At 62.5% G+C, this 18,729-nt stretch carries 15 protein-coding genes and 3 pseudogenes; 10 read left to right on the top strand and 8 right to left on the bottom strand.

Annotation, left to right across the window (positions count from 1 at the left end; translation table 11 throughout):
- The first annotated feature begins 162 nt into the window (after positions 1-162).
- The gene (locus ACVJ5M_RS16865; protein ID WP_354095706.1) at positions 163-1,446 is read left to right on the top strand and encodes a cystathionine gamma-synthase family protein; all 1,284 of its coding nucleotides are present in this window, start codon (positions 163-165) and stop codon (positions 1,444-1,446) included.
- Positions 1,447-1,578: 132 nt separating this feature from the next.
- Here the strand turns inward: ACVJ5M_RS16865 and ACVJ5M_RS16870 are convergent, their stop codons facing one another.
- On the bottom strand, positions 1,579-1,830 hold the full coding sequence (locus tag ACVJ5M_RS16870) for a DUF1127 domain-containing protein (RefSeq protein WP_063982216.1): 252 nt from the start codon (positions 1,828-1,830) through the stop codon (positions 1,579-1,581).
- A 170-nt stretch (positions 1,831-2,000) separates the two neighbouring features.
- Here ACVJ5M_RS16870 and ACVJ5M_RS16875 point away from each other — a divergent pair, with 170 nt between their 5' ends.
- Complete coding sequence (locus ACVJ5M_RS16875; protein ID WP_354095707.1) at positions 2,001-3,569, top strand: winged helix-turn-helix domain-containing tetratricopeptide repeat protein; 1,569 nt, start codon at positions 2,001-2,003, stop codon at positions 3,567-3,569.
- An 89-nt stretch (positions 3,570-3,658) separates the two neighbouring features.
- On the opposite strand, the gene ACVJ5M_RS16880 is transcribed toward ACVJ5M_RS16875, so the two are convergent.
- Positions 3,659-4,075 (bottom strand): CHRD domain-containing protein, encoded by a 417-nt coding sequence (locus tag ACVJ5M_RS16880; RefSeq protein WP_014493929.1) that lies wholly within the window; start codon positions 4,073-4,075, stop codon positions 3,659-3,661.
- Between the two features lie 153 nt (positions 4,076-4,228).
- Between ACVJ5M_RS16880 and ACVJ5M_RS16885 the strand changes: the two genes are divergently transcribed.
- Entirely contained in the window at positions 4,229-5,158 is a 930-nt protein-coding gene (locus ACVJ5M_RS16885; protein WP_354099801.1) for a c-type cytochrome, read from the top strand.
- 1 nt (position 5,159) lies between these two features.
- Here ACVJ5M_RS16885 and ACVJ5M_RS16890 read toward each other — a convergent pair whose 3' ends face one another.
- The 3 genes from ACVJ5M_RS16890 to ACVJ5M_RS16900 all read right to left on the bottom strand — a co-directional run bounded on the left by ACVJ5M_RS16890 (position 5,160) and on the right by ACVJ5M_RS16900 (position 8,598).
- Positions 5,160-6,791: an alpha/beta hydrolase gene (locus ACVJ5M_RS16890; RefSeq protein ID WP_187388005.1), complete on the bottom strand. Its 1,632-nt coding sequence runs from the start codon at positions 6,789-6,791 to the stop codon at positions 5,160-5,162.
- A 149-nt stretch (positions 6,792-6,940) separates the two neighbouring features.
- Positions 6,941-7,975, bottom strand: coding sequence for a KPN_02809 family neutral zinc metallopeptidase (gene ypfJ / locus ACVJ5M_RS16895; protein WP_354095708.1), 1,035 nt, complete (start codon positions 7,973-7,975; stop codon positions 6,941-6,943).
- A 377-nt stretch (positions 7,976-8,352) separates the two neighbouring features.
- Positions 8,353-8,598, bottom strand: a complete 246-nt coding sequence (locus ACVJ5M_RS16900) for an Lrp/AsnC ligand binding domain-containing protein (RefSeq protein WP_014493934.1) — start codon at positions 8,596-8,598, stop codon at positions 8,353-8,355.
- A 230-nt stretch (positions 8,599-8,828) separates the two neighbouring features.
- Between ACVJ5M_RS16900 and thiD the strand changes: the two genes are divergently transcribed.
- The 4 genes from thiD to ACVJ5M_RS16920 all read left to right on the top strand — a co-directional run bounded on the left by thiD (position 8,829) and on the right by ACVJ5M_RS16920 (position 12,759).
- Complete coding sequence (gene thiD / locus ACVJ5M_RS16905; protein ID WP_354095709.1) at positions 8,829-9,629, top strand: bifunctional hydroxymethylpyrimidine kinase/phosphomethylpyrimidine kinase; 801 nt, start codon at positions 8,829-8,831, stop codon at positions 9,627-9,629.
- 226 nt (positions 9,630-9,855) lie between these two features.
- A complete protein-coding gene (locus ACVJ5M_RS16910; protein ID WP_063982220.1) occupies positions 9,856-10,668 on the top strand; it encodes a UDP-2,3-diacylglucosamine diphosphatase in 813 nt (270 codons plus the stop codon).
- The gene (locus ACVJ5M_RS16915; protein WP_135214542.1) at positions 10,668-11,711 is read left to right on the top strand and encodes a glycosyltransferase family 4 protein; all 1,044 of its coding nucleotides are present in this window, start codon (positions 10,668-10,670) and stop codon (positions 11,709-11,711) included. The genes ACVJ5M_RS16910 and ACVJ5M_RS16915 overlap by 1 nt, the downstream gene beginning before the upstream one ends.
- Before the next feature lie 64 nt (positions 11,712-11,775).
- Positions 11,776-12,759: a threonine/serine dehydratase gene (locus ACVJ5M_RS16920; protein WP_063982222.1), complete on the top strand. Its 984-nt coding sequence runs from the start codon at positions 11,776-11,778 to the stop codon at positions 12,757-12,759.
- Between the two features lie 73 nt (positions 12,760-12,832).
- Here ACVJ5M_RS16920 and ACVJ5M_RS16925 read toward each other — a convergent pair.
- Positions 12,833-14,612, bottom strand: a pseudogene (locus ACVJ5M_RS16925) (caspase family protein).
- A gap of 205 nt (positions 14,613-14,817) precedes the next feature.
- Here ACVJ5M_RS16925 and ACVJ5M_RS16930 point away from each other — a divergent pair.
- Positions 14,818-15,033, top strand: coding sequence for an RbsD/FucU domain-containing protein (locus tag ACVJ5M_RS16930; protein WP_371497739.1), 216 nt, complete (start codon positions 14,818-14,820; stop codon positions 15,031-15,033).
- A gap of 95 nt (positions 15,034-15,128) precedes the next feature.
- Here the strand turns inward: ACVJ5M_RS16930 and ACVJ5M_RS16935 are convergent, their stop codons facing one another.
- Together ACVJ5M_RS16935 and ACVJ5M_RS16940 are read right to left on the bottom strand one after the other, a co-directional pair.
- On the bottom strand, positions 15,129-16,811 hold the full coding sequence (locus tag ACVJ5M_RS16935; RefSeq protein WP_063982224.1) for a Na/Pi cotransporter family protein: 1,683 nt from the start codon (positions 16,809-16,811) through the stop codon (positions 15,129-15,131).
- Positions 16,812-16,932: 121 nt separating this feature from the next.
- Positions 16,933-17,316: a VOC family protein gene (locus tag ACVJ5M_RS16940; RefSeq protein WP_354099799.1), complete on the bottom strand. Its 384-nt coding sequence runs from the start codon at positions 17,314-17,316 to the stop codon at positions 16,933-16,935.
- A 147-nt stretch (positions 17,317-17,463) separates the two neighbouring features.
- Between ACVJ5M_RS16940 and ACVJ5M_RS16945 the strand changes: the two are divergent.
- Together ACVJ5M_RS16945 and ACVJ5M_RS16950 are read left to right on the top strand one after the other, a co-directional pair.
- Positions 17,464-17,824, top strand: a pseudogene (locus tag ACVJ5M_RS16945) (hypothetical protein).
- Positions 17,825-17,962: 138 nt separating this feature from the next.
- Positions 17,963-18,701 (top strand): annotated as a pseudogene (locus ACVJ5M_RS16950) (SDR family NAD(P)-dependent oxidoreductase).
- Positions 18,702-18,729: the final 28 nt, after the last annotated feature.

Consider the following 18,729-nt stretch of genomic DNA (forward strand, 5'->3'; position numbering starts at 1 on the left):
CCTGGCTGATCGCTGTCGGGGCGCCACGTATGAGCTTATCTTCAACCGCAGCCGCTGCGACGTTGACGAGAGCTGTCGGATGCAGGCGCATCCGAGTCGTGTGCTTCGATCGCAGAGTTCCAATTCGCGGCGAGAATCTGAATCAAAACAGCGAGGCAGGCCATGGTCAAACCGTTCCCGTCGAAGACGCACATCGGCAACCATATGCTGCATCCTGAAACGCTGATGCTGACCTATGGCTATGATCCGCAATTGTCGGAAGGTGCCATCAAGCCGCCGGTATTCCTGACCTCCACCTTCGTGTTCAAGACGGCCGACGACGGGCAGGACTTCTTCGATTTCGTCGCCGGCCGGCGCGAGCCGCCGGAAGGGATGGGCGCGGGGCTGGTCTATTCGCGCTTCAACCACCCCAACAGCGAAATCGTCGAGGACAGGCTCGCGATCTACGAGCGCACCGAGAGCTGCGCGCTGTTCTCATCAGGCATGGCGGCCATCGCAACCACGATCCTGGCAATCGTCCGCCCCGGCGATGTCATCCTGCACTCGCAGCCGCTCTATGGCGGGACGGAAACCCTGCTGACGAACACGCTTGCGCGCCTGTCGATCGGCGCCGTCGGCTTCGCCGATGGCGTTGATGAAGCGGCGGTCAGCCAGGCCTCGGAGGAGGCCATGCGCAAGGGCCGGGTCTCGATGATTCTGATCGAAACTCCGGCCAACCCGACCAACGGGCTGGTCGACGTCGCGATGATGCGCCGCGTCGCCGAAGCCATCGGAAAGACCCAGGGACACATTCCAATCATCGCCTGCGACAATACGCTGCTCGGACCGGTGTTTCAGCGGCCGATCGAGCATGGTGCGGACATTTCCCTGTACTCGCTCACGAAATATGTCGGCGGTCATTCGGACCTGATCGCGGGTGCCGCGCTCGGCGCGAAGGCGATCGTGAAGGGCATCAAGGCGCTCCGTGGCGCCATCGGCACCCAGCTCGATCCGCATTCCTGCTGGATGATCAACCGCTCGCTCGAGACGCTGAGCCTGCGCATGGAAAAGGCCGACAGCAACGCGCGCCTCGTGGCGGACTATTTGCGCGATCACCCCAAGGTGGCCAAGGTCCACTATCTCGGCCATCTCGAGAAGGCTTCGCCGGCCGGAATGGTGTTCGCGCGGCAGTGCCTGGGGGCGGGCTCCACCTTCTCGTTCGACATCGTCGGCGGCAAGGACGCGGCGGTGAAATTCCTCAACGCGCTGCAAATCCTCAAGCTGGCGGTGAGTCTTGGCGGAACGGAGTCGCTTGCGAGCCTGCCTGCAACCATGACCCATTCCGGCGTTCCCGCCGACATCCGCCGCAAAATCGGTGTGCTTGATTCCACGATCCGGCTGTCGATCGGCATCGAAAACCCGTCGGACCTGATCGCGGACCTCACACAGGCGCTGAACGCGGCTTGAGGGCGTAGCCCCGACATTGCCGAAGCGTCCCCAAGCAACGCAATGAGGTCGGCCATGCCGCCGCTCGCGCGAGCCAAGGTGCCAAGCCGTTGGTCAGGCTGGTGTCCCCTGGCAGCCCGAATGGCTCCGGACTTACGCTCCGCGCGAATGGCTCACGATGTCTCGCGGGTCGATATCGCGGCTGGAGGCAACGTAGTCGATCTCGCCGCGCGTCGTGCCGATGTCCATCAACTCCCGGTCACTCAAGCCGGACAACGTGCCGCGCACTCTCTGGCGATCGCGACGTGCCTGAAAGACATCCCAGTACTTCCAGATCAGGCCGCGGACATGCCGGGACGATATGGACGCCCGTTCCGGCCACATTGTACCTTGGATCAGGGTCATTGCAGTGCCTTCGGAGGGTGTTTTTCACCCCGAGAAGGTGCCCGAAGACCGACGCGCGTGCTTGACCGACAGCTTACATTTTTCCTACCGGCAGCTTATTCTTGCGACGTCCAGCGGGCCAAAAAGCCCACCCCGGTCGCCCCGGAGGGCTCACCCAAGGGATTCGCACCGTGCGCTATCTCTTTGAGGAGTATGCATTCGACGCCGGTCGGCGAGAGCTGCATCGCGGAGCGGATCGGATCTCAGTTACGCCACTGGTGTTCGATCTCCTCGATTACCTGATCCGCAACAGGGAGCGCGTCGTAGGCAAGGATGAACTCATCGATGCCATTTGGCAGGGGCGCTGCGTGTCCGATGCCGCGCTGACGACCCGCCTCAACAGTGCGCGATGCGCGATCGGGGATTCTGGCGAAGAGCAGCGGCTGATAAGAACACTGCCACGCAGGGGCTTCCGCTTCGTGGGTCAGGTCCGGGAAACGCTTGCCGCCGAGGGCGCAGCGGCCGCCGACGGCGGAGCCGAGACGCCGAAACCTGCGCTCTCGCTCCCCGACAAACCCTCGATCGCGGTCCTTCCATTCGCCAACCTGTGCCCGGATCCGGAGCAGGACTATTTTGCCGACGGTATGGTCGAGGACATCATTTCGGGACTGTCGCGTTCGAAGTCTCTCTTCGTCATCGCGCGACATTCGACTCTGGCCTACAAGGGCAGGGCGATCGACGTCAAACAGATCGGTCAGGAGTTGGGCGTTCGCTACGTGCTCGAAGGCAGTGTGCGCAAGGCCGGCAATCGAGTCCGAATTGCCGGTCAGTTGATCGACGCGACGACCGGCCTGAATCTCTGGACGGACCGGTTTGACAGTGAGATCGAAGATCTTTTCGACCTGCAGGATCGGCTGACGAGCAGCGTCATCGGCGCAATCTCCCCGCGACTGGAGCGCGCCGAAATCGAGCGCGCCCAACGCCAGCCGACCGACAACCTTCAGGCTTACGACTATTATCTTCGGGCATTTGCCTCCTTCTTCAAATTCACCGAGGAAGCAAGCATCGAGGCTATCGAGCTCGCAAAAACTGCCCGCGAGATCGATCCCGAATTCGCGCGTGCATACGCGCTCGGCGCCCGTTGCTATGTCCTGAGGAATGTTTTCGACTGGATCACTGATGAAGCCCATGAACACAGTGAAGCCGCGCGGCTGGCGAGGCGGGCGGTCGAGCTTGACCCGAACGATCCGTCGGTGCTTGCGATGGCCGGACACGCGCTCTCCCAGGTGGCAAGCGAGGTCGAGGAAGGCGATGCTCTTCTCGTGCGCGCGATAAAGCTGGACCCAAACCTCGTCATCGCACGACATTGGAACGGTTGGAGCCAACTCTGGCTTGGTCGTGGTGACGCCGCAATCGAGCAGTTCAACACCGCATTGCGTTTGAACCCGCTTCATCCGCATGGGGGCGCCAATGCCCAGACGGGCTTGGCTTACGCTCATTTTCTTGCTGACCGTCATGATGACGCCTTGGCTTGCGCGGCAGCCGCCATCAGGCTGATACCGATCTTTCCGCCTGCGCAATTCATTCTGGCGGCATGCCATGCGGCGTCAGACCGGGTTGGGGAAGCCCGGCGGATTTGCGACCGTGCGATGCAACTATGTCCCAATAAGCGTATCGATGCCTACGCACGGCGATACCGCCGACGGGAAGATGTCGAAAAGCTGACGCAAGCGCTCCGGGTTGCCGGCATGCCGGAATGAGCGTGCGCGGCCGCCTCGCGGCGTGCGGAATCGAAAAGGCCGGACGCTCCCTCCGGCGCCCGGCCTTCGCGTACGAAGCAGCCTTGAGGTTACTTCGTCACCTGGCCGCGGATCTCGCCGCCCGGATTGGCCGCGGTGTGGATGTTGACGTAGAGCTTGCCGGCGAGCAGGTCAGCGGCCTGCGCATCGGTCAGCGTCGCCGAGCCCTCGACCGGGCTGGAGGTCGCATTCGGGATCGCGACCGCGACGCCGGCGTTCTTGCCGGCCTCGGCCGGCCCGTGGAAGTGGGCGGCTGTTGCCGGGCCGGACAGACCGGAATAGGTGACCTTCCAGGACAGCTTCTTGCTGGCGGCATCATAGTCCAGATCGGCGGTTCCGGTGCCGCTGGTGGTGGTTGCTGGCACCTCGGATTTGCCGTCGAGCGTTGCTTTCAGCTTTTCGGCGCCGGCGGGGGCTGCAAAAGCTGCGGCGCCCAGCGCGACCATGGCGATGACGGTCTTGTTCATGACATTCTCCCTGAGACCTCGTTGGCCTGCCAACCTTCCAACATTGGCCGTTTCAGTTTATTCCCGTATCCGGCCGGGGCGGGCTAAATTCTTCGTGGCTGGAGCCGCGTGGACATCGGTCATAAGTTCGCGGCAAGCAATGAATGGATCTGCATGTTGCAACGAACAATTGTCGTGGCGCTGCTTGCCGCGGTCGCTGCTGTGGACGTCTATTGGTGGCTCAGCGCGCCGGTGGTGGCGGCCGGTGCCGCCGCAGCGCCTACCCATGTCCCCAATCTCGCCAATGGCGAGGTGATGTTCAACGCCGGCGGATGCACATCCTGCCATGCCGTCCCCGACCAGCCCGATCGCACCAGGCTCGGCGGCGGCGTCGCGATCAAGTCGCCGTTCGGAACGTTCTACGCGCCGAACATCTCCTCCGATCCGACCTACGGCATCGGCAAATGGACCGACGCCGATTTCGTCAACGCGGTCATGCATGGGGTCTCGCCGGACGGACAGCATTATTTCCCGGCCTTTCCCTACACGTCCTATCAGCACGCCAGGCGCGAGGACGTGCTCGACCTCTTCGCCTATCTGAAAACGTTGCCGCCCGTTGCAGGCAAGGTGCGTGACCACGACGTGCGCTTTCCGTTCGACATCCGGCGTAACATCGGGATCTGGAAATTCTTGTTTATGGACGGAAAGCCCTTCGTCGCCGACGGCACGAAGTCGCCGCAATGGAATCGCGGCGCCTATCTCGTCAACAGTTTCGGCCATTGCGCCGAATGCCACAGCCCGCGCAATGCGCTTGGCGGCATTATCTCCGGAGAACGCTTTGCCGGCGGCCCCAATCCGGAAGGCGAGGGCTGGGTGCCCAACATCACACAGAAGCGTCTCGGCGAGTGGAGCGCGAAGGATATTGCCTATTTCCTCAAGACCGGCGAATTGCCCGACGGCGACAGTGTCGGCAGCGCGATGACGCGCGTGATCAAGAACACCTCGCAATTGCCGGACGAGGATCTCGCGGCGATGGCGGATTACATCAAATCGCTGCCGCCGGTGGACGGGCCGCCGCGGCCGAAACGCAAGGAAGGCAGCTAGTCTAGGGTATGTAGCGGAAGTATGCGGCTTTTTGGGGAGGCTCAGGGAAGCCCCGGATTTCAACTAGCCGTGGTGGAGGCTTGCCTTCCATAAGTAGTATCGCAAGATCGTTAAGCACATTTCGTGTTGTGGCGAACGTGTTATGATTTAGTCCGAACAGTTCATCTCCAATTAGACTGACATCAATCGTCCAAAGTCCAGGCAAAACAACTGGCCCGGCATCAGGTACATCTCCTGCGCGCGGGATACCTCCGGCAATACGCTTCGATAGCTGCAAGGCCTTGTCGTTCTTGGATGCGTAAAGTGTAAGCCCCTTAGTGACCTTTGCAACGCCGGAGATGTCTTGAACAAACATGTCTCGGTCCACATCGGGGGCGACCATAATCAACTGCGCGATAGCCGTGGGTGATCGTGTCGCGGCGCTATTTGATAGGGCCTCAACTGCGATCAAGTTCCCCATACTGTGAGCTATCACATCGATGTTGTCATATCCGGCTTTGTAAAGATCGTCGATCACGCGAAGAAAGGCCGTGCGCGAAGCCAACGCGCTTTCTTTGTCATAGAGATAGTCCGCGATATCCCCGCGAGACGGCCATGAGAATAAGATTGTGGTGCCTCTGAACTGAAGATCCCAAGTTATCTGCGCTGCCCGGAAGACGGCGTCGCGGAATTTGGTATTGAAGCCATGGACAAACACGAGAGCCTTTCTCTTCTTCGTTGACGCTAGCGTTTTTATCCATTTCGCTTCGTCTGTTTTCTCGATGCTGCGAATAGTAAAATGCTTCGTTGGGTCAAGTGTGTCTCTTCTCAACTTAAATCCGAAGAGCTTAAGGCTCGAGGGCAATTCTATGTTTCCGATGTGGTGTCCTTCAGGCACCCGGACGCGAACGATCCCGACACTCAGATCAGGGTTGCGCTCGCCTGTGTAGCCGCTGACAGCAGTCCAGCCGTTTAAGCTGTAGACAGGAGGTCCATCGCTTGTGAATGCGGGCTGGGGATGGCCTTCGACATCGGGGGGAGTGTCCGACTGTTTGCGGTTCGTTGCATAGAAAAACTCAACGATACGTGTGTCGATTTTGGAGTCTTGCGCTGCGTTTTCTAAGGATTTGTCCGTATCGTTAGCCCCACTCGCTGTACTTTGATTCCCTTTCTGAATTGCACCGCCTTGGATATCCGGGTCTATTTTAGTGCCGCCGGGTTTAATCGTCGGCTTGATCGGGGCTACTATCACATCAAAAGGCGCGCGCCATGGCTCATCATCTGCCAGCGTGATGGGCCTAAACCTCTCGATAGAAATCCGTTGAATTGAGTTGGGATCAGTGAGGAACTTCCAGTAACTCTCGTACTGTGTGTTCTGAATCAAAAAAGTCACGCTATTTGGTTCGCGCTCGCGCTCCGATGCCGATAGGCAGCCTCGTAGCCGGTCCGAAAAGCGAGCGTATCTCCCAACGAAATTTTTGGCAGCTTCCGGCTGAACAATTTCCGGCATTCGCTCTGGGGCCTTCCGCGAAAACGCTTCGCAAATCTGAAGGACGTCTCGCTCGGCGACGATCGGTTGCGCGTAGCTGCTCCCGAAGCCCGTTGCGAAAGCAATTGACCAAACAGCCAAGTATTTTAACCAATGCTGGGGCACGGCACTCCCCTCAAAATGAAAATGCAAGAGACCGAGCGGGCGTTCGTCGCGGAGTTTCTCTTCGTCCAGTGGGGGCTCCCGAGCGGCCCCGCTCGGTAGTATGCAGTCGTCGTCGGACTTCGGCTGTTGAGAGTTGGGAAGGTCGGGCCTCATTGCCGCGCTCCAGCAAAGGTATTGCAGCTCTTCACCAATCCAGTTGCGTAACCGACATCGAACCAATGATGGCGCTGCGCGGCGCTGCCATGAGTGAACGAGTCAGGCACTACGTACCCCAAGGCACTTTTCTGCAGGGTGTCATTGCCCAGTGCTTCTGTCGTTCGAATTGCCGCTGCTATGTCGCTCGCGTTGATCTTCGCTTTCTCTTTAATTTTACGCGCCCAAATGCCGGCGAGACAATCGGCCTGCAACTCGAGAAGAACTTGTAACCGGTTTCTCTCCGCCTCCGTTTCCATGCTCTCTTGGAGCTGGCGCACTTTTGGCATAATTCCCAGCAAGTTCTGAACGTGATGTCCGATTTCGTGGGCTATCACATAGGCCTGAGGAAGTTGACAGTCGGCGCCGCTCGAATCGCAGGCATGAAGTTCAGTCTGCATCTCTTGGAAGAACGAAAGGTCGAGGTAGACCTTCTGATCATCAGGACAATAGAATGGTCCCATGATTTTCTCGGCTAATCCGCAGGCTGCGTAGGTGGCGCTTGTGTACAGGACGAGACGGGGTGGCCGATAAGTTAGGCGATCGGATGCGAAGATTGCCTGCCAGACCTCCTCCGTGCTGCCCAGAACTCGCGAAACGAAGAGATACATCTTGTCGCGCGGTGCACCGGTCTGGTCGCCCGACTTCGCTGGAAGCTCAGCATAATGCCACTCGGCTTGCGCGTCATCGCTACTCGTTGTTGTCGTGAATCCTTCACCGAACAGGCGAGCCCGCATGAAGCTGCCAACCTCGATCTGTTCAGTTTGAGCCTCGCCATGACGTTGGAGCGGCTGGACGGTTATTGGCTCGTGATAGCCGACCGTCATTTCCGTCGGAGGAGTAAATACAACTGAACCCGGACCAATCTTGTCGACTTGGTTACGGAGGATGGCAGCGGGGTCTATCGGTGCTGGGCGAACTGCCCAGGCTAAGCCGCCTGTGCAAAGCGCCCAGACAGCAACAGCTATCGAAACAAGCGGTCCTTTGGGCATTGCCGGCCCCCGGCGCTCACGATCCGTGCGAAAAGAGCATTCCAGGGTTGTATGTTCAATGAAATGTTTCACACTTTGCGCGCGGCATAAGTGCACGCGATCGGGCCGCCGAATTGTTCCTCCGCGGACCTAAGCGCGTGGGCTACGAAGCAAAGGCTCCAACCACTTGGAGACTATCCGTTTTTTGAACGGACATTGGCGCGATGTCGACGCGGCCGTCATCGATGAAGCGAGTTGGGCCTTGCCAGCGCGAGAGGGGGCGAGCGCTGGATGATGCATGCGATGGTCAAAATCCGAAGAACTCACTTTGAGCACAATTGGTCCGCTGCGCTGTCTCGGAAGCGGACTTCCCATCCGGCCCTCTGTGAGTGCACACCCTAGCTCGCGCCAAACGCCTTGAAGGTGATGATGGTGAGGGTGTCCTGGATGCCCGGCAGCACCTGCACCTTCTCGTTGATGAAGTGGCCGATGTCGGTGTCCTTGTCGACGTAGAACTTCACCAGCAAATCGTAATGGCCGGCCGTGGAGTAGATCTCGGAGGCGATCTCGGCTTCGGCAAGCGCGTTGGCGACCGTGTAGGACTGGCCGAGCTTGCATTTGATCTGGACGAAAAAAGGAACCATTGCAGTCACTCCGAAGCATATCTGGCGGCTAGAGCCATTTCCGCTCCGATGAAATCGGAACGGGGCTCTAGATTCTAGTTTTGACGCGTTTTCTTCACGCGAACCGGTATCCACTTCGCTCGAAAACGCTCTAATAGGCCAAAACCGGCCGGATTTAGCAAGCGAACTTGCGGGCCACCGGGGTGCGCGCTAGGACGGGTGATGGTCTCAAAAACGCGGAAAATCGCCCCATGACGACGCCCGTGGCGCTCACCATCGCCGGCTCCGATTCGAGCGGCGGCGCCGGCATCCAGGCCGACCTGAAGACCTTTGCCGCGCTCGGCGTCTATGGCGCCTCCGCGATCACGGCGCTGACGGCGCAGAATACGCGCGGCGTCACCGGCATCCACGCGGTGCCCGCCGAATTCGTCACCGCGCAGATCGATGCCGTGTTTTCCGATCTCGAGGTCGGCGCGGTGAAGATCGGCATGGTGGCGCAGGCCGCCAGCATCGATGCGATCGCAGCGGCGCTGTCGCGCTGGAAGCCGGGGCATATCGTGCTCGATCCCGTGATGGTCGCAACCTCGGGCGATCGCCTGCTCGCCGCGGAGGCCGTGGAAGCCCTGCGCAGGAAGCTGATGCCGCTGGCGTCGGTGATCACGCCCAACCTGCCCGAGGCCGCGGCTCTGCTCGACGAGCCCGTCGCGACACGCGAGGCCGAGATCGAGAGCCAGGGGCGCCGGCTGCTGGCGCTGGGCTGCCGCGCGGTCCTGATCAAGGGCGGGCACGGCGAGGGCGCCGAAAGCATCGACTATCTCGTCGAGGCCGAGAACACGATCGCGCTTGTGGCGCCGCGCGTCGCCACCCGCAACACCCACGGCACGGGGTGCTCGCTGTCCTCGGCCGTCGCGGCGGGGCTTGCCAGGGGCGAGGATCTCGCGCGGGCCGTGCGGAACGCCAAGGCCTGGATCAGCGCAGCGATCGCGGCCGCCGACCGCTTCAGCGTCGGCCACGGCCACGGGCCGATCCATCATTTCCACAAATTTTACTGATCCGGGCCGCGAGCGCACCGCCAGCGGCGCGCGGGACCGCCGCCGTTAACTTGTTCAGCCATCGGTTCCGGGGTCTTGCGGAGGCCGTTGCGGCGTCATGTCGCCTGATTGTCGCATGCGACTGATATTCGCGGGGCGGGCGAGGCGAGGTTTGATTCGTATCCGAGGGTGCCTCAAAGGTTCATTGGTCATCCCCCTGTCACGGGATATTGTTACAGGCTGTCGCATGGGAAGTTACGATGTGAGTGACGAGGGCCCTGAAAGGCGCTTTCGCACGTTGTTCATCTCCGACGTTCATCTCGGAGCCCGCGGTTCTCAAGCCGACCTTCTGCTCGACTTCCTTCGCTACCACGATGCCGATACGATCTATCTCGTCGGCGATATCGTCGACGGCTGGGCGCTGAAATCGAGCTGGCACTGGCCGCAGTCGCATAACGACCTGGTCCAGAAGCTGCTGCGCAAGGCGCGCAAGGGCGCCAAGGTCATCTACATTCCCGGCAATCACGACGAGTTCCTGCGCAACTATTACGGCACGCATTTCGGAGGCATCGACGTGGTCGAGAACACCGTCCACACCGGCGTGGACGGCAAGCGCTATCTCGTCATCCACGGCGACATCTTCGATCTCGTGGTGCAGAACGCGCGCTGGCTCGCCCATCTCGGCGACAAGGCCTACGACTTCGCGATCCAGATGAATCGCTTCGTCAACTTCTTCCGGCGCATGTTCAAGGTGCCCTATTGGTCGCTGTCGCAATGGGCCAAGCAGAAGGTCAAGAACGCCGTCAACTATATCGGCGCGTTCGAGCAGGCGCTCGCCGCCGAAGCGCGGCGTCACGACGCCGACGGCGTGATCTGCGGCCACATCCACTATGCCGTGATCCGCGACGAGGCCGGCATCCGCTACATGAACTGCGGCGACTGGGTTGAGAGCTGCACGGCGCTGGTCGAGCATGACGACGGTCATTTCGAGATCATCACCTGGGCGGATCAGGCGCGGAAGCCGGCACAGGTCCCGCAGGTCGCAGCAAGGGCCGCTTGATGCGCATCCTGGTCGCGACCGACGCCTGGCACCCGCAAGTCAACGGTGTGGTTCGGACGCTGACCAAGCTCGCAGACGCAGCCAAGGGGTTCGGCGTCGAGTTCACGTTCCTGACGCCGCAATCGTTCCGCACCTTCGCAATGCCGAGCTACCGCGACGTGCGGCTCGCCATGCCGCGGCCGGCGCGAATCGCGAAGCTGATCGAGGAGGCGCGCCCCGACAGCATCCACATCGCGACGGAGGGGCCGATCGGCCTGATGGTCCGCCGCTACTGCCGCCAGCGCAAGCTGCCGTTCACGTCCAGCTTCCACACCCGCTTTCCCGAATATGTCCGCGCCCGCGTGCCGGTTCCGGAATCCCTGATCTGGCGGGCGCTGCGCCGATTTCACGCGCCCAGCCGCGCCGTGATGGCGGCGACGCCTGCGCTCGCCCGCGAGCTTGGTGAACGTGACTTCGACAACGTCGTGCTGTGGCCGCGCGGCGTCGACACCAGCCTGTTCCACCCCCGTGGGATCGACCTCTGCCTGCCGGCGCCAGTGTTTCTCTCGGTCGGCCGGATCGCGGTGGAGAAGAATCTCGAGGCGTTTCTCGATCTCGATCTGCCCGGCACTAAGGTGATCGTCGGCGACGGCCCGGCGCGGGTCGCGCTGGAAGAAGCCTATCCGGATGCGATCTTCCTGGGCGAGAAGCACGGCGAGGCGCTGGCGGCAATCTATGCTGCGGCCGACGTGTTCGTGTTCCCCAGCAAGACCGACACGTTCGGCCTGGTCCTGCTGGAAGCGCTCGCCAGCGGCCTGCCGGTCGCGGCCTTCCCGGTGAAGGGCCCTCGCGACGTGATCGGCGATGCACCGGTCGGCGCCCTCGATCATGATCTGCGCAACGCCTGCTTCGCGGCGCTCGACGTGTCCCGGCAGGACTGCGTCGAATTCGCCGCCAATTACACCTGGGAGGCCTCGGCGAGGGCGTTTGTGGACAGCATCAAGGCGGTTGGCGCGGTGCTTCCTGGCAGGAATGGGGCGGAGCCGGTTAGTTTCGTAGCCTGAAAACCAAGGTTCATCGCGCGCAGGTGTCTTGCCCCGCGCCTCGTCCGGCGCGATAACATCAGGCATGACCGAACATCTCCTCCCAATCGGCCCTGCCGATATCGAAGCAGCAGCACGCGTGATCGCGCCCTTCGCCATCCGCACCCCGCTGTTGTCCTTTCCCGTGCTCAACGAGCGCGTCGGCGCAAAGGTCTTCCTGAAGCCGGAGATGCTCCAGCGCACCGGCTCCTTCAAGTTCCGCGGCGCCTTCAACAAGGTCGCCTCGATCCCGCAGGACAAGCGCGCCGGCGGCGTCGTCGCGTTCTCGTCCGGCAACCACGCCCAGGGCGTCGCGGCGGCTGCAAAGATCCTCGACATGCATGCGACCATCGTGATGCCCGCGGATGCGCCGCTGTCGAAGCGCGAGCGCACCAAATCCTATGGCGCCGAGGTCGTGCTGTATGATCGCGACCGCGACGACCGCGAGGCGATCTCGCGCGGCATCGCCGAGAAGCGCGGCGCGACATTGGTCAGGCCCTATGACGATCCGTTCGTGATCGCGGGGCAGGGCACCGCAGGTCGTGAGATCGCCGAGGACATGGCTGCGCTCGCCCTCAGTCCCGACATCGTGGTGGCGCCGGCCTCCGGCGGCGGCCTGATCGCGGGCGTCGCCACGGCCGTCAAGGCGCGCTATCCGCTCGCCGAGATCGTGGTGGCCGAGCCCGAGGCGTTCGACGATCACGGCATTTCGCTGACCGCCGGCCACCGCGAGCCGCATGGGCCTGCGGGCCGCACCATCTGCGATGCGCTGATGGCCCTGATCCCCGGCGAGATGACCTTTGCGATCAACAGCAAGCTCTTGGCGCGCGGCGTGACTGCATCTGACAAGGAAGTCGGCGCGGCGGTGGCGTTTGCCTATCGCGAGCTGAAGCTCGTGGTCGAGCCGGGAGGTGCGGTGGGCCTTGCCGCGTTGCTGGCGGGACGTCTCGACGTCGCCGGGAAGAACGTCGTCATCGTGCTCTCCGGCGGCAATGTCGATGCGGATCTGTTTGCCGAGCTGGTGGCCTGATCTTCTGAGATTTTGACACGACGAAGGGGCAGGGCGTTGCCGCTCTGCCCCTTCTTCGTTTCGCTTGTGGCGATCAGTGCATGAAGCCGCCGCGGCGATTGTTGCCGCCATTATTCGTGCTCGGCGCCTGGTTCATCGACTGGCGGAAGTTGTTGCCGCCATTGTTGACCATGCGGTTCGTTCTGTTGAACTGCGGGCGGTTGTTCTGCTGGTTGTTCTGGACCTGCACTTTGTTCACCGGATTGTTGTTGAGCTTCACGCCGTTGTTGGCGCGGATCGGGTTGTTCTGCGTCTGAACGACCGGCTTCGTGTCGACAGTCGAGCCGCCCTTGCCGACATTCACCGGCATACTCACGATCTTGCCAGGAGTGCCGTTGGTCGTGCCGTTGGCAGTGCCGGTATTGTTGCTGCGGCCGTTCTGCGTTGTGTTGGTCGCGGGCAGGGTGACGATCTTGCCCGGGGTCTGCGACGGCGTGCCGTTCGGCTGGTTCGGCTGATTGTTGCCGGCCGGCGGGTTGACGATCTGGCCGCCATTGCCGAGCTTGCCGATGACGTTGCTGTCGATCGGCTTCTGCACGACCGGCAGATTGCCATTCATCTGCCCACCGCCATTGCCCTGCTGCATCAGCGGCATGTATTTGGGCTGGCCGAGATTGCCGACCTTGAACGTCGGAGCAATGTTCTGCGGCGCCAGGAACTTGGTCGCCTGCATCAGGGGGATCAGCTTCGGCTGGGTCTGGAGCTTCAGCGCGGATTGCGCATAGGGGCTGTTGCCGTAGCTGTCGTAGAAGCTCTTGTAGCCGAGCGGGGAGTTCGCGAGCACCGCCTTGTGCCAGGCCTGCGTGATCAGCAGGTTCGAGAGCAGCCAGCGGATGTGGTCGCATAGCGGGTCATGCGGGTACATCTGGATGAACTCCTGATAGTACTCCGGCCGTCCCTCGGACACGACGTAGTCATAGGCCTGGCGCGTCGAACGGCTCGGCAGGTTGGAGGCCATCTGCACGACAGGCGCATTCACCGGGGCGCGGGTGGCGGCAAGAGCGGTGTCGCCGAAGAAGGTGAAGTCCGAGGTCAGCGACGAGCTTTCCCACGGGATCTGCGCGCCGCTGGTGGTCTGGTTCACTTCCAGACGCACGCGCTTGAACAGCTGCTCGATCGGCACGTTGGGTTCGCGCGCGACGTTGAGGAAGGCCTGGGTGTAGGGGCTGTGGCCGTTGGTGCCGTCCTGTGCTTCCGCACCCGGCGCGGTCGAGTAGCCCACGATCGAGCCGTTCGGCGCATCGACGATGGCGAGGCCGCGGCCGGCGTCGTTGACATCAGGGAAACGGATTGTTGCGGCAGGCATCGAGGATGACGATGCGCATGCGGCTCGGGATCGTCTCCAGCGTCGACATCACGTCGACGAGGCGCACCGAGTTGCTCACGAGCTCGGTGGGGTTCGAAACTTTCGCATCGACGGGGACGAGATAGTTCTCGCCGGCGAGCTGCACGCCGTGACCGGCGTAGTAGACCATGGCGACAGTGTTCGGACCCCGCGCGGAAACCTTGGCGGAAAAGTCCTGGACGACGCGGAGCATGTCGTTCTGGGTCAGGTCGGTCGCGGCAACCACCTCGAAGCCGGCGGAGTTCAGGAACTGCGCCATCGACTCTGCGTCATTGTCGGGGTTTTGGAGCTGCGGCGCGTTCTTGTAGTTGGAATTGCCGATCACCAGCGCCACGCGCTGTTCCGGGCCTTGCAGCGCGGTCGGGGCAGGCTGGACCGGGGCGACCTGCGCGGAAACAGGGCCGCAGGCAAAGCCGAACAGGCTTCCCACGAGGCTAGCCGTCATCAGGAAAGGCTTTAGGCGGAACATGGCGTGCTCCTTTGGCACTCATCTCGATGCGAGATTGGTTGCGAGGAAGCTTGGCCGCGTTCGAGCCCGTGGTCCCTGATCGCAATCACCATGATGAGCTGCGTGATCTGAATCACGCTTGGAACCTGCTATGGTGAACGGCCGATGACCGGCCGCGCCGGTTCGGCCCGCGAAAGACCCGCTCTACGATTTCGATCCCGATCCGGTGCGCGTGATGGCGCCGGTCGACGATCCCGATTGCGTCCCCGACGTGCAGCGCGCGGTGCTGGCGGAGATCGAACGCGCGGCCGGCGGCGCCGTCAGCCCCGGCAAGCTCTCGCGCTCGGAATTCTATCGCGCGGCGTCGGCGGGGTTCGGTGTCGTGCAGGTCGGCGACAGCAGGGGCTATGGCTGCTTCCTGATCCGCAAGGGCGTGATCTAGAGCCCCTTCCGATGGGATCGGAACGGGGCTCCAGATTCTTGTTTGACGCGTTTTCTTGACGCGAACCGGTATCCACTTGTTCGCTTGAAAACGCGCTAGCCGCGACCGATGAGATGGATCGCCGAACGCCAGGCGTGCTGCGACAACGCCTCGAGGTTGCGAACCGCCTCGACGCGAAGGAGGGCAGAGTCTGCGGTCAGTGTTCCATTGGCCACCGCACCAAGCGTCGCGCTGCGGTGGATGCGCAGCATTTCACGGAGTTGTGTCGTACAACGCTCGAACTCGGCGATGGCCTCGTCGGGCGGGTCGGCGCGGGGACCAGCCAAGATGTCGCCGGCATGCGAGGCGGGCGCGAAGTGCGTCGATCCGCGGGGCGGCGCCGCGACGCCGCGCGCAATCGCGGCGGCGCTCCGCATGACCTCGGCACATAGCTCTCCGGCGCGGATGTCCTCCGGCCCGCCTGCCACCGAGCCGAAATTGTTTCCTCCACTTGCGAGGTCCGTCAGTCGAGATGCGTGGTCGAGTGCGTGCAGCGTGCTCGTGAGACGCCGTTGCTCGTCGTCGGTGTCGGGTGGCCCGGCCACATCCGACAGGAATATTTGCGCCTGGCTCACGGCATCGGCCGCTTCCTGCACGGAGACGGTGTCCTTTCCCAGCCGTATCGGTGCAGCGCGGGCCGCCAGTTTCGCCTCGACCGAACCGCACACCGTCAGGAGCACGCGCGCGATCGTGCGCCGTACCGCCTCGACGGCCACGATCGGGGTCTCAAGCGCCGAAGGATCGAGACATCGCGTCAGCGGCGAGCCGCGCTCGGGCAGGATCCGTTCGACCAGCCGCGTAAACGGGTTGATCAGCGGGAGCAGGACCGCGACGCCGACGACGTTGAAGGCTGTGTGGTACCCGGCCAGCAGCGTGACGCCGTCGATCGTGTCCGAGGCGCGCAGCAGCAAGGGCGTTACGACGGGAAAAGCTACCAGCGCGATGAGCGCGGCGATCAGCTTGAAAAGAACGTAGGCGATGGCCAACCGCTTCGCGGTGGCGCTCGCGCCGATCGCGGCGAGCGCGGAACTCGTCGCCGTTCCGATGTTCTGGCCGATGATCAACGCGCAGGCCTGGTCCAACCCGATTGCGCCTGCGAAATAGCCGGACAAGGTCACTGCGATGGCGGCCGTCGACGATTGCATCAGCGCGGTCATGACCAATCCGATCACCACCAGCGCCAGCACGCCGAGCAGGCCCGACCACCATGACGTCCCGGGACTGCCGAGGACCGCGGGCAGGTCCGCCGGGTGCAAACGTTCCGCCAGCCCGCCCATGCCCTGCTGTAGGGTCGTCAGCCCGAACAGCACGAGTCCAAATCCCGCGAGCGCGGCACCGGCGCCGGAAACTCGCCCTCGGCCGAGAAGCTTGGTCAACGCGCCGACGAAGATCATCGGCAACGCCGCGGCCGTTAGCGAGACACGGACGCCGATCAGCGCGACCAGCCAGCCGGTCCCCGTGGTGCCGATATTCGCGCCGAAGACCAGGCTCAACCCTTGCTGGAACGTCAGCAGGCCGGCGCTGACAAGACCGATCGTCGTCATCGTCGTCGCGCTGGAGGACTGCACCAGCAGCGTGACGATGGCTCCCCAAAATGAGCCAAGCAGCGGCGTCGATGCCGCCTTGCCGAGCACCCCGCGCAGCGCGGAGCCGGCCAGCGTCTTCAGGCCCTCCGTCATCACGGTCATGCCGAGCAGGAAGAGACCTACCCCGCCGAGCGTCGAGATCGCCGTGGACATGCATGCTCCTCGCGACAATGCACCACGAATAGCGAAGCAGACAGTACAGCAACAAAGCCCCGATGGGTCGGATCAATCGTTACGCGATCGTCTGCCATCACCCCACTCGGGAGGGGCATCGTCAGCCGGGGGAGGTCATCAGATCGGAAGGCCAGCCGATCCGGACGAGAAGGCCGTCAGGTCCGTTGATGCCGACCTCATACATCCTCCATTCGCGGTGGCGCAACACGCCGCCCGGCCGGATGATCAGATCGTCCACGCGTGCGGCAATGGCCTCGACGTCGGGCGTGCGAATGAAGACGCCGAAGGGATTGTGTTCGGGCACGCGCCACGGGCCATCGCCGGCTTGCGTGAGATGCACCTCGCAGCCCCAACCCCTCATGATCACGTAGCCGGCGTCACCGCCCGCGCGCGTGAAGCCAAGACGCTCCCAGAACGGTATAGCAGCGGCAAGATCGTTGCTCGGAATGATGGCGAAGGCGCCGACGGGCGGGGTTTGAGGCATTCGCTCGCTCCGGAATAAGCGGTTGTCCGCGCAGCTCTCATGCTGCTTTTTCAAGCTTATCGGGAGAGCACGGTGAATCGAAGCGGCGAAAAGTCTCGCACTCGAATTTGAGTGGCCTGTCAGCTCCCGACTGTCTATGGTCGGTTCATGTCTCGCCTTATGTGTCTATCCGTTGCTGTCATCCTGTCTCTGCTGCCGGCCGTCGCGCCCGCTGAGCCCGTTCAAAAGCGTCCTAAGCAGGCTTGGCATGGCTACGGCTTCCTGCCAGGGCTATCGCCAGCCGCTGAGCAACAGCATTCCGCTCTACAAGCAGAAGGAGGCGATGCGCCGCATGTCGCGGAGCGATCGCCGCCATTGGTATATCGACCCGGTTCCCCAATATTACGGCTGGGACGGCGAATGGCGCTATTTCGGCCGGCCCGGCTTCGGCGGCGGCCGCTACAATGGCGGCAGCTTCGGGCCGTGCTGGACGCGGACCCCGATCGGCGCGGTCTGGAACTGCGGGTGAGCGGCCTCACATCGATTCGCGGAACGCTTCGCGAGACAGATTTCAATCGTAACCGAATCCGGTTCGGCTGAAACCAAGCCGTCTTTCCGGTGTCCTAGCTCTTGTCCGGACCTTGCGGGTTCGGATGGAGTTATTGGCATGAATGATCGGTTCAAGGACAAAGTCGTCATCGTTACGGGCAGCGGCAGCGGCAGCGGCGCCGCAGCCGCAAGGCGCTTTCACGGCGAAGGCGCCATTGTCGTGCTCAACGGACGGCGCGAGTTCAAATTGGCCGAAGTCGGTGCAGAGCTAGGCACCGATCGCTGCATGATCCGATCGATCGCCGAAGACGTCGAGAGTCTGGTCGCCAACGTGGTGCAGCGCTTCGGCAGGATCGACATCCTCGTCAACTGGTCGGTTTCCTGGGCTCGCCGATCCAGCTGTGGCGAGACGTCTTCGCGGTCAATGTCGACGGTGTCCTCTACATGACGCGTGCGGCGCTTCCGCACCTGATCGAAAGCAGCGGCTCGATCGTCAACGTGTCGTCTCTCAGCGGGCTTGGCGGTGACCGGGGCGTGAGCTTCTACAACGCCACGAAGGGTGCCGTCGGCAATCTCACACACAGCCTGGCGCTCGAATTTGGCCGAGAGGCGTGCGCATCAATGCGGTGTGCCCATCATTGACCCTCACCGACCTGACGAGGCCGATCATGGAGCAATATCCGGAATTGTTCGTGAAGCTGGTGGAACGTATCCCCCTGGGACGCGGAGCCCGGTCCGAGGAAGTCGCGAGCGTCATCGCATTTCTCGCAAGCGACGACGCCAGCTTCGTGAATGGGGTGAACCTTCCAGTCGACGGCGGCGTCGACGCATCGACCGGGCAGGCCCCCTTCGCGTAGCGCGGCTAGGTTTGCGAGAGCACCCGTG

Source organism: Bradyrhizobium sp. S3.7.6 (assembly GCF_054061875.1).

What these genes read in the sequence shown, in the direction of transcription:
- ACVJ5M_RS16880 (WP_014493929.1), bottom strand. Translation starts at nt 4,075, where the DNA reads ATGAACAAGACCGTCATCGCCATGGTCGCGCTGGGCGCCGCAGCTTTT.
- ACVJ5M_RS16940 (WP_354099799.1), bottom strand. Translation starts at nt 17,316, where the DNA reads ATGCCTCAAACCCCGCCCGTCGGCGCCTTCGCCATCATTCCGAGCAAC.
- ACVJ5M_RS16885 (WP_354099801.1), top strand. Translation starts at nt 4,229, where the DNA reads ATGTTGCAACGAACAATTGTCGTGGCGCTGCTTGCCGCGGTCGCTGCT.
- ypfJ (WP_354095708.1), bottom strand. Translation starts at nt 7,975, where the DNA reads ATGCCCAAAGGACCGCTTGTTTCGATAGCTGTTGCTGTCTGGGCGCTT.
- ACVJ5M_RS16920 (WP_063982222.1), top strand. Translation starts at nt 11,776, where the DNA reads ATGACCGAACATCTCCTCCCAATCGGCCCTGCCGATATCGAAGCAGCA.
- ACVJ5M_RS16935 (WP_063982224.1), bottom strand. Translation starts at nt 16,811, where the DNA reads ATGTCCACGGCGATCTCGACGCTCGGCGGGGTAGGTCTCTTCCTGCTC.
- ACVJ5M_RS16915 (WP_135214542.1), top strand. Translation starts at nt 10,668, where the DNA reads ATGCGCATCCTGGTCGCGACCGACGCCTGGCACCCGCAAGTCAACGGT.
- ACVJ5M_RS16900 (WP_014493934.1), bottom strand. Translation starts at nt 8,598, where the DNA reads ATGGTTCCTTTTTTCGTCCAGATCAAATGCAAGCTCGGCCAGTCCTAC.
- thiD (WP_354095709.1), top strand. Translation starts at nt 8,829, where the DNA reads ATGACGACGCCCGTGGCGCTCACCATCGCCGGCTCCGATTCGAGCGGC.
- ACVJ5M_RS16870 (WP_063982216.1), bottom strand. Translation starts at nt 1,830, where the DNA reads ATGACCCTGATCCAAGGTACAATGTGGCCGGAACGGGCGTCCATATCG.
- ACVJ5M_RS16865 (WP_354095706.1), top strand. Translation starts at nt 163, where the DNA reads ATGGTCAAACCGTTCCCGTCGAAGACGCACATCGGCAACCATATGCTG.
- ACVJ5M_RS16910 (WP_063982220.1), top strand. Translation starts at nt 9,856, where the DNA reads ATGGGAAGTTACGATGTGAGTGACGAGGGCCCTGAAAGGCGCTTTCGC.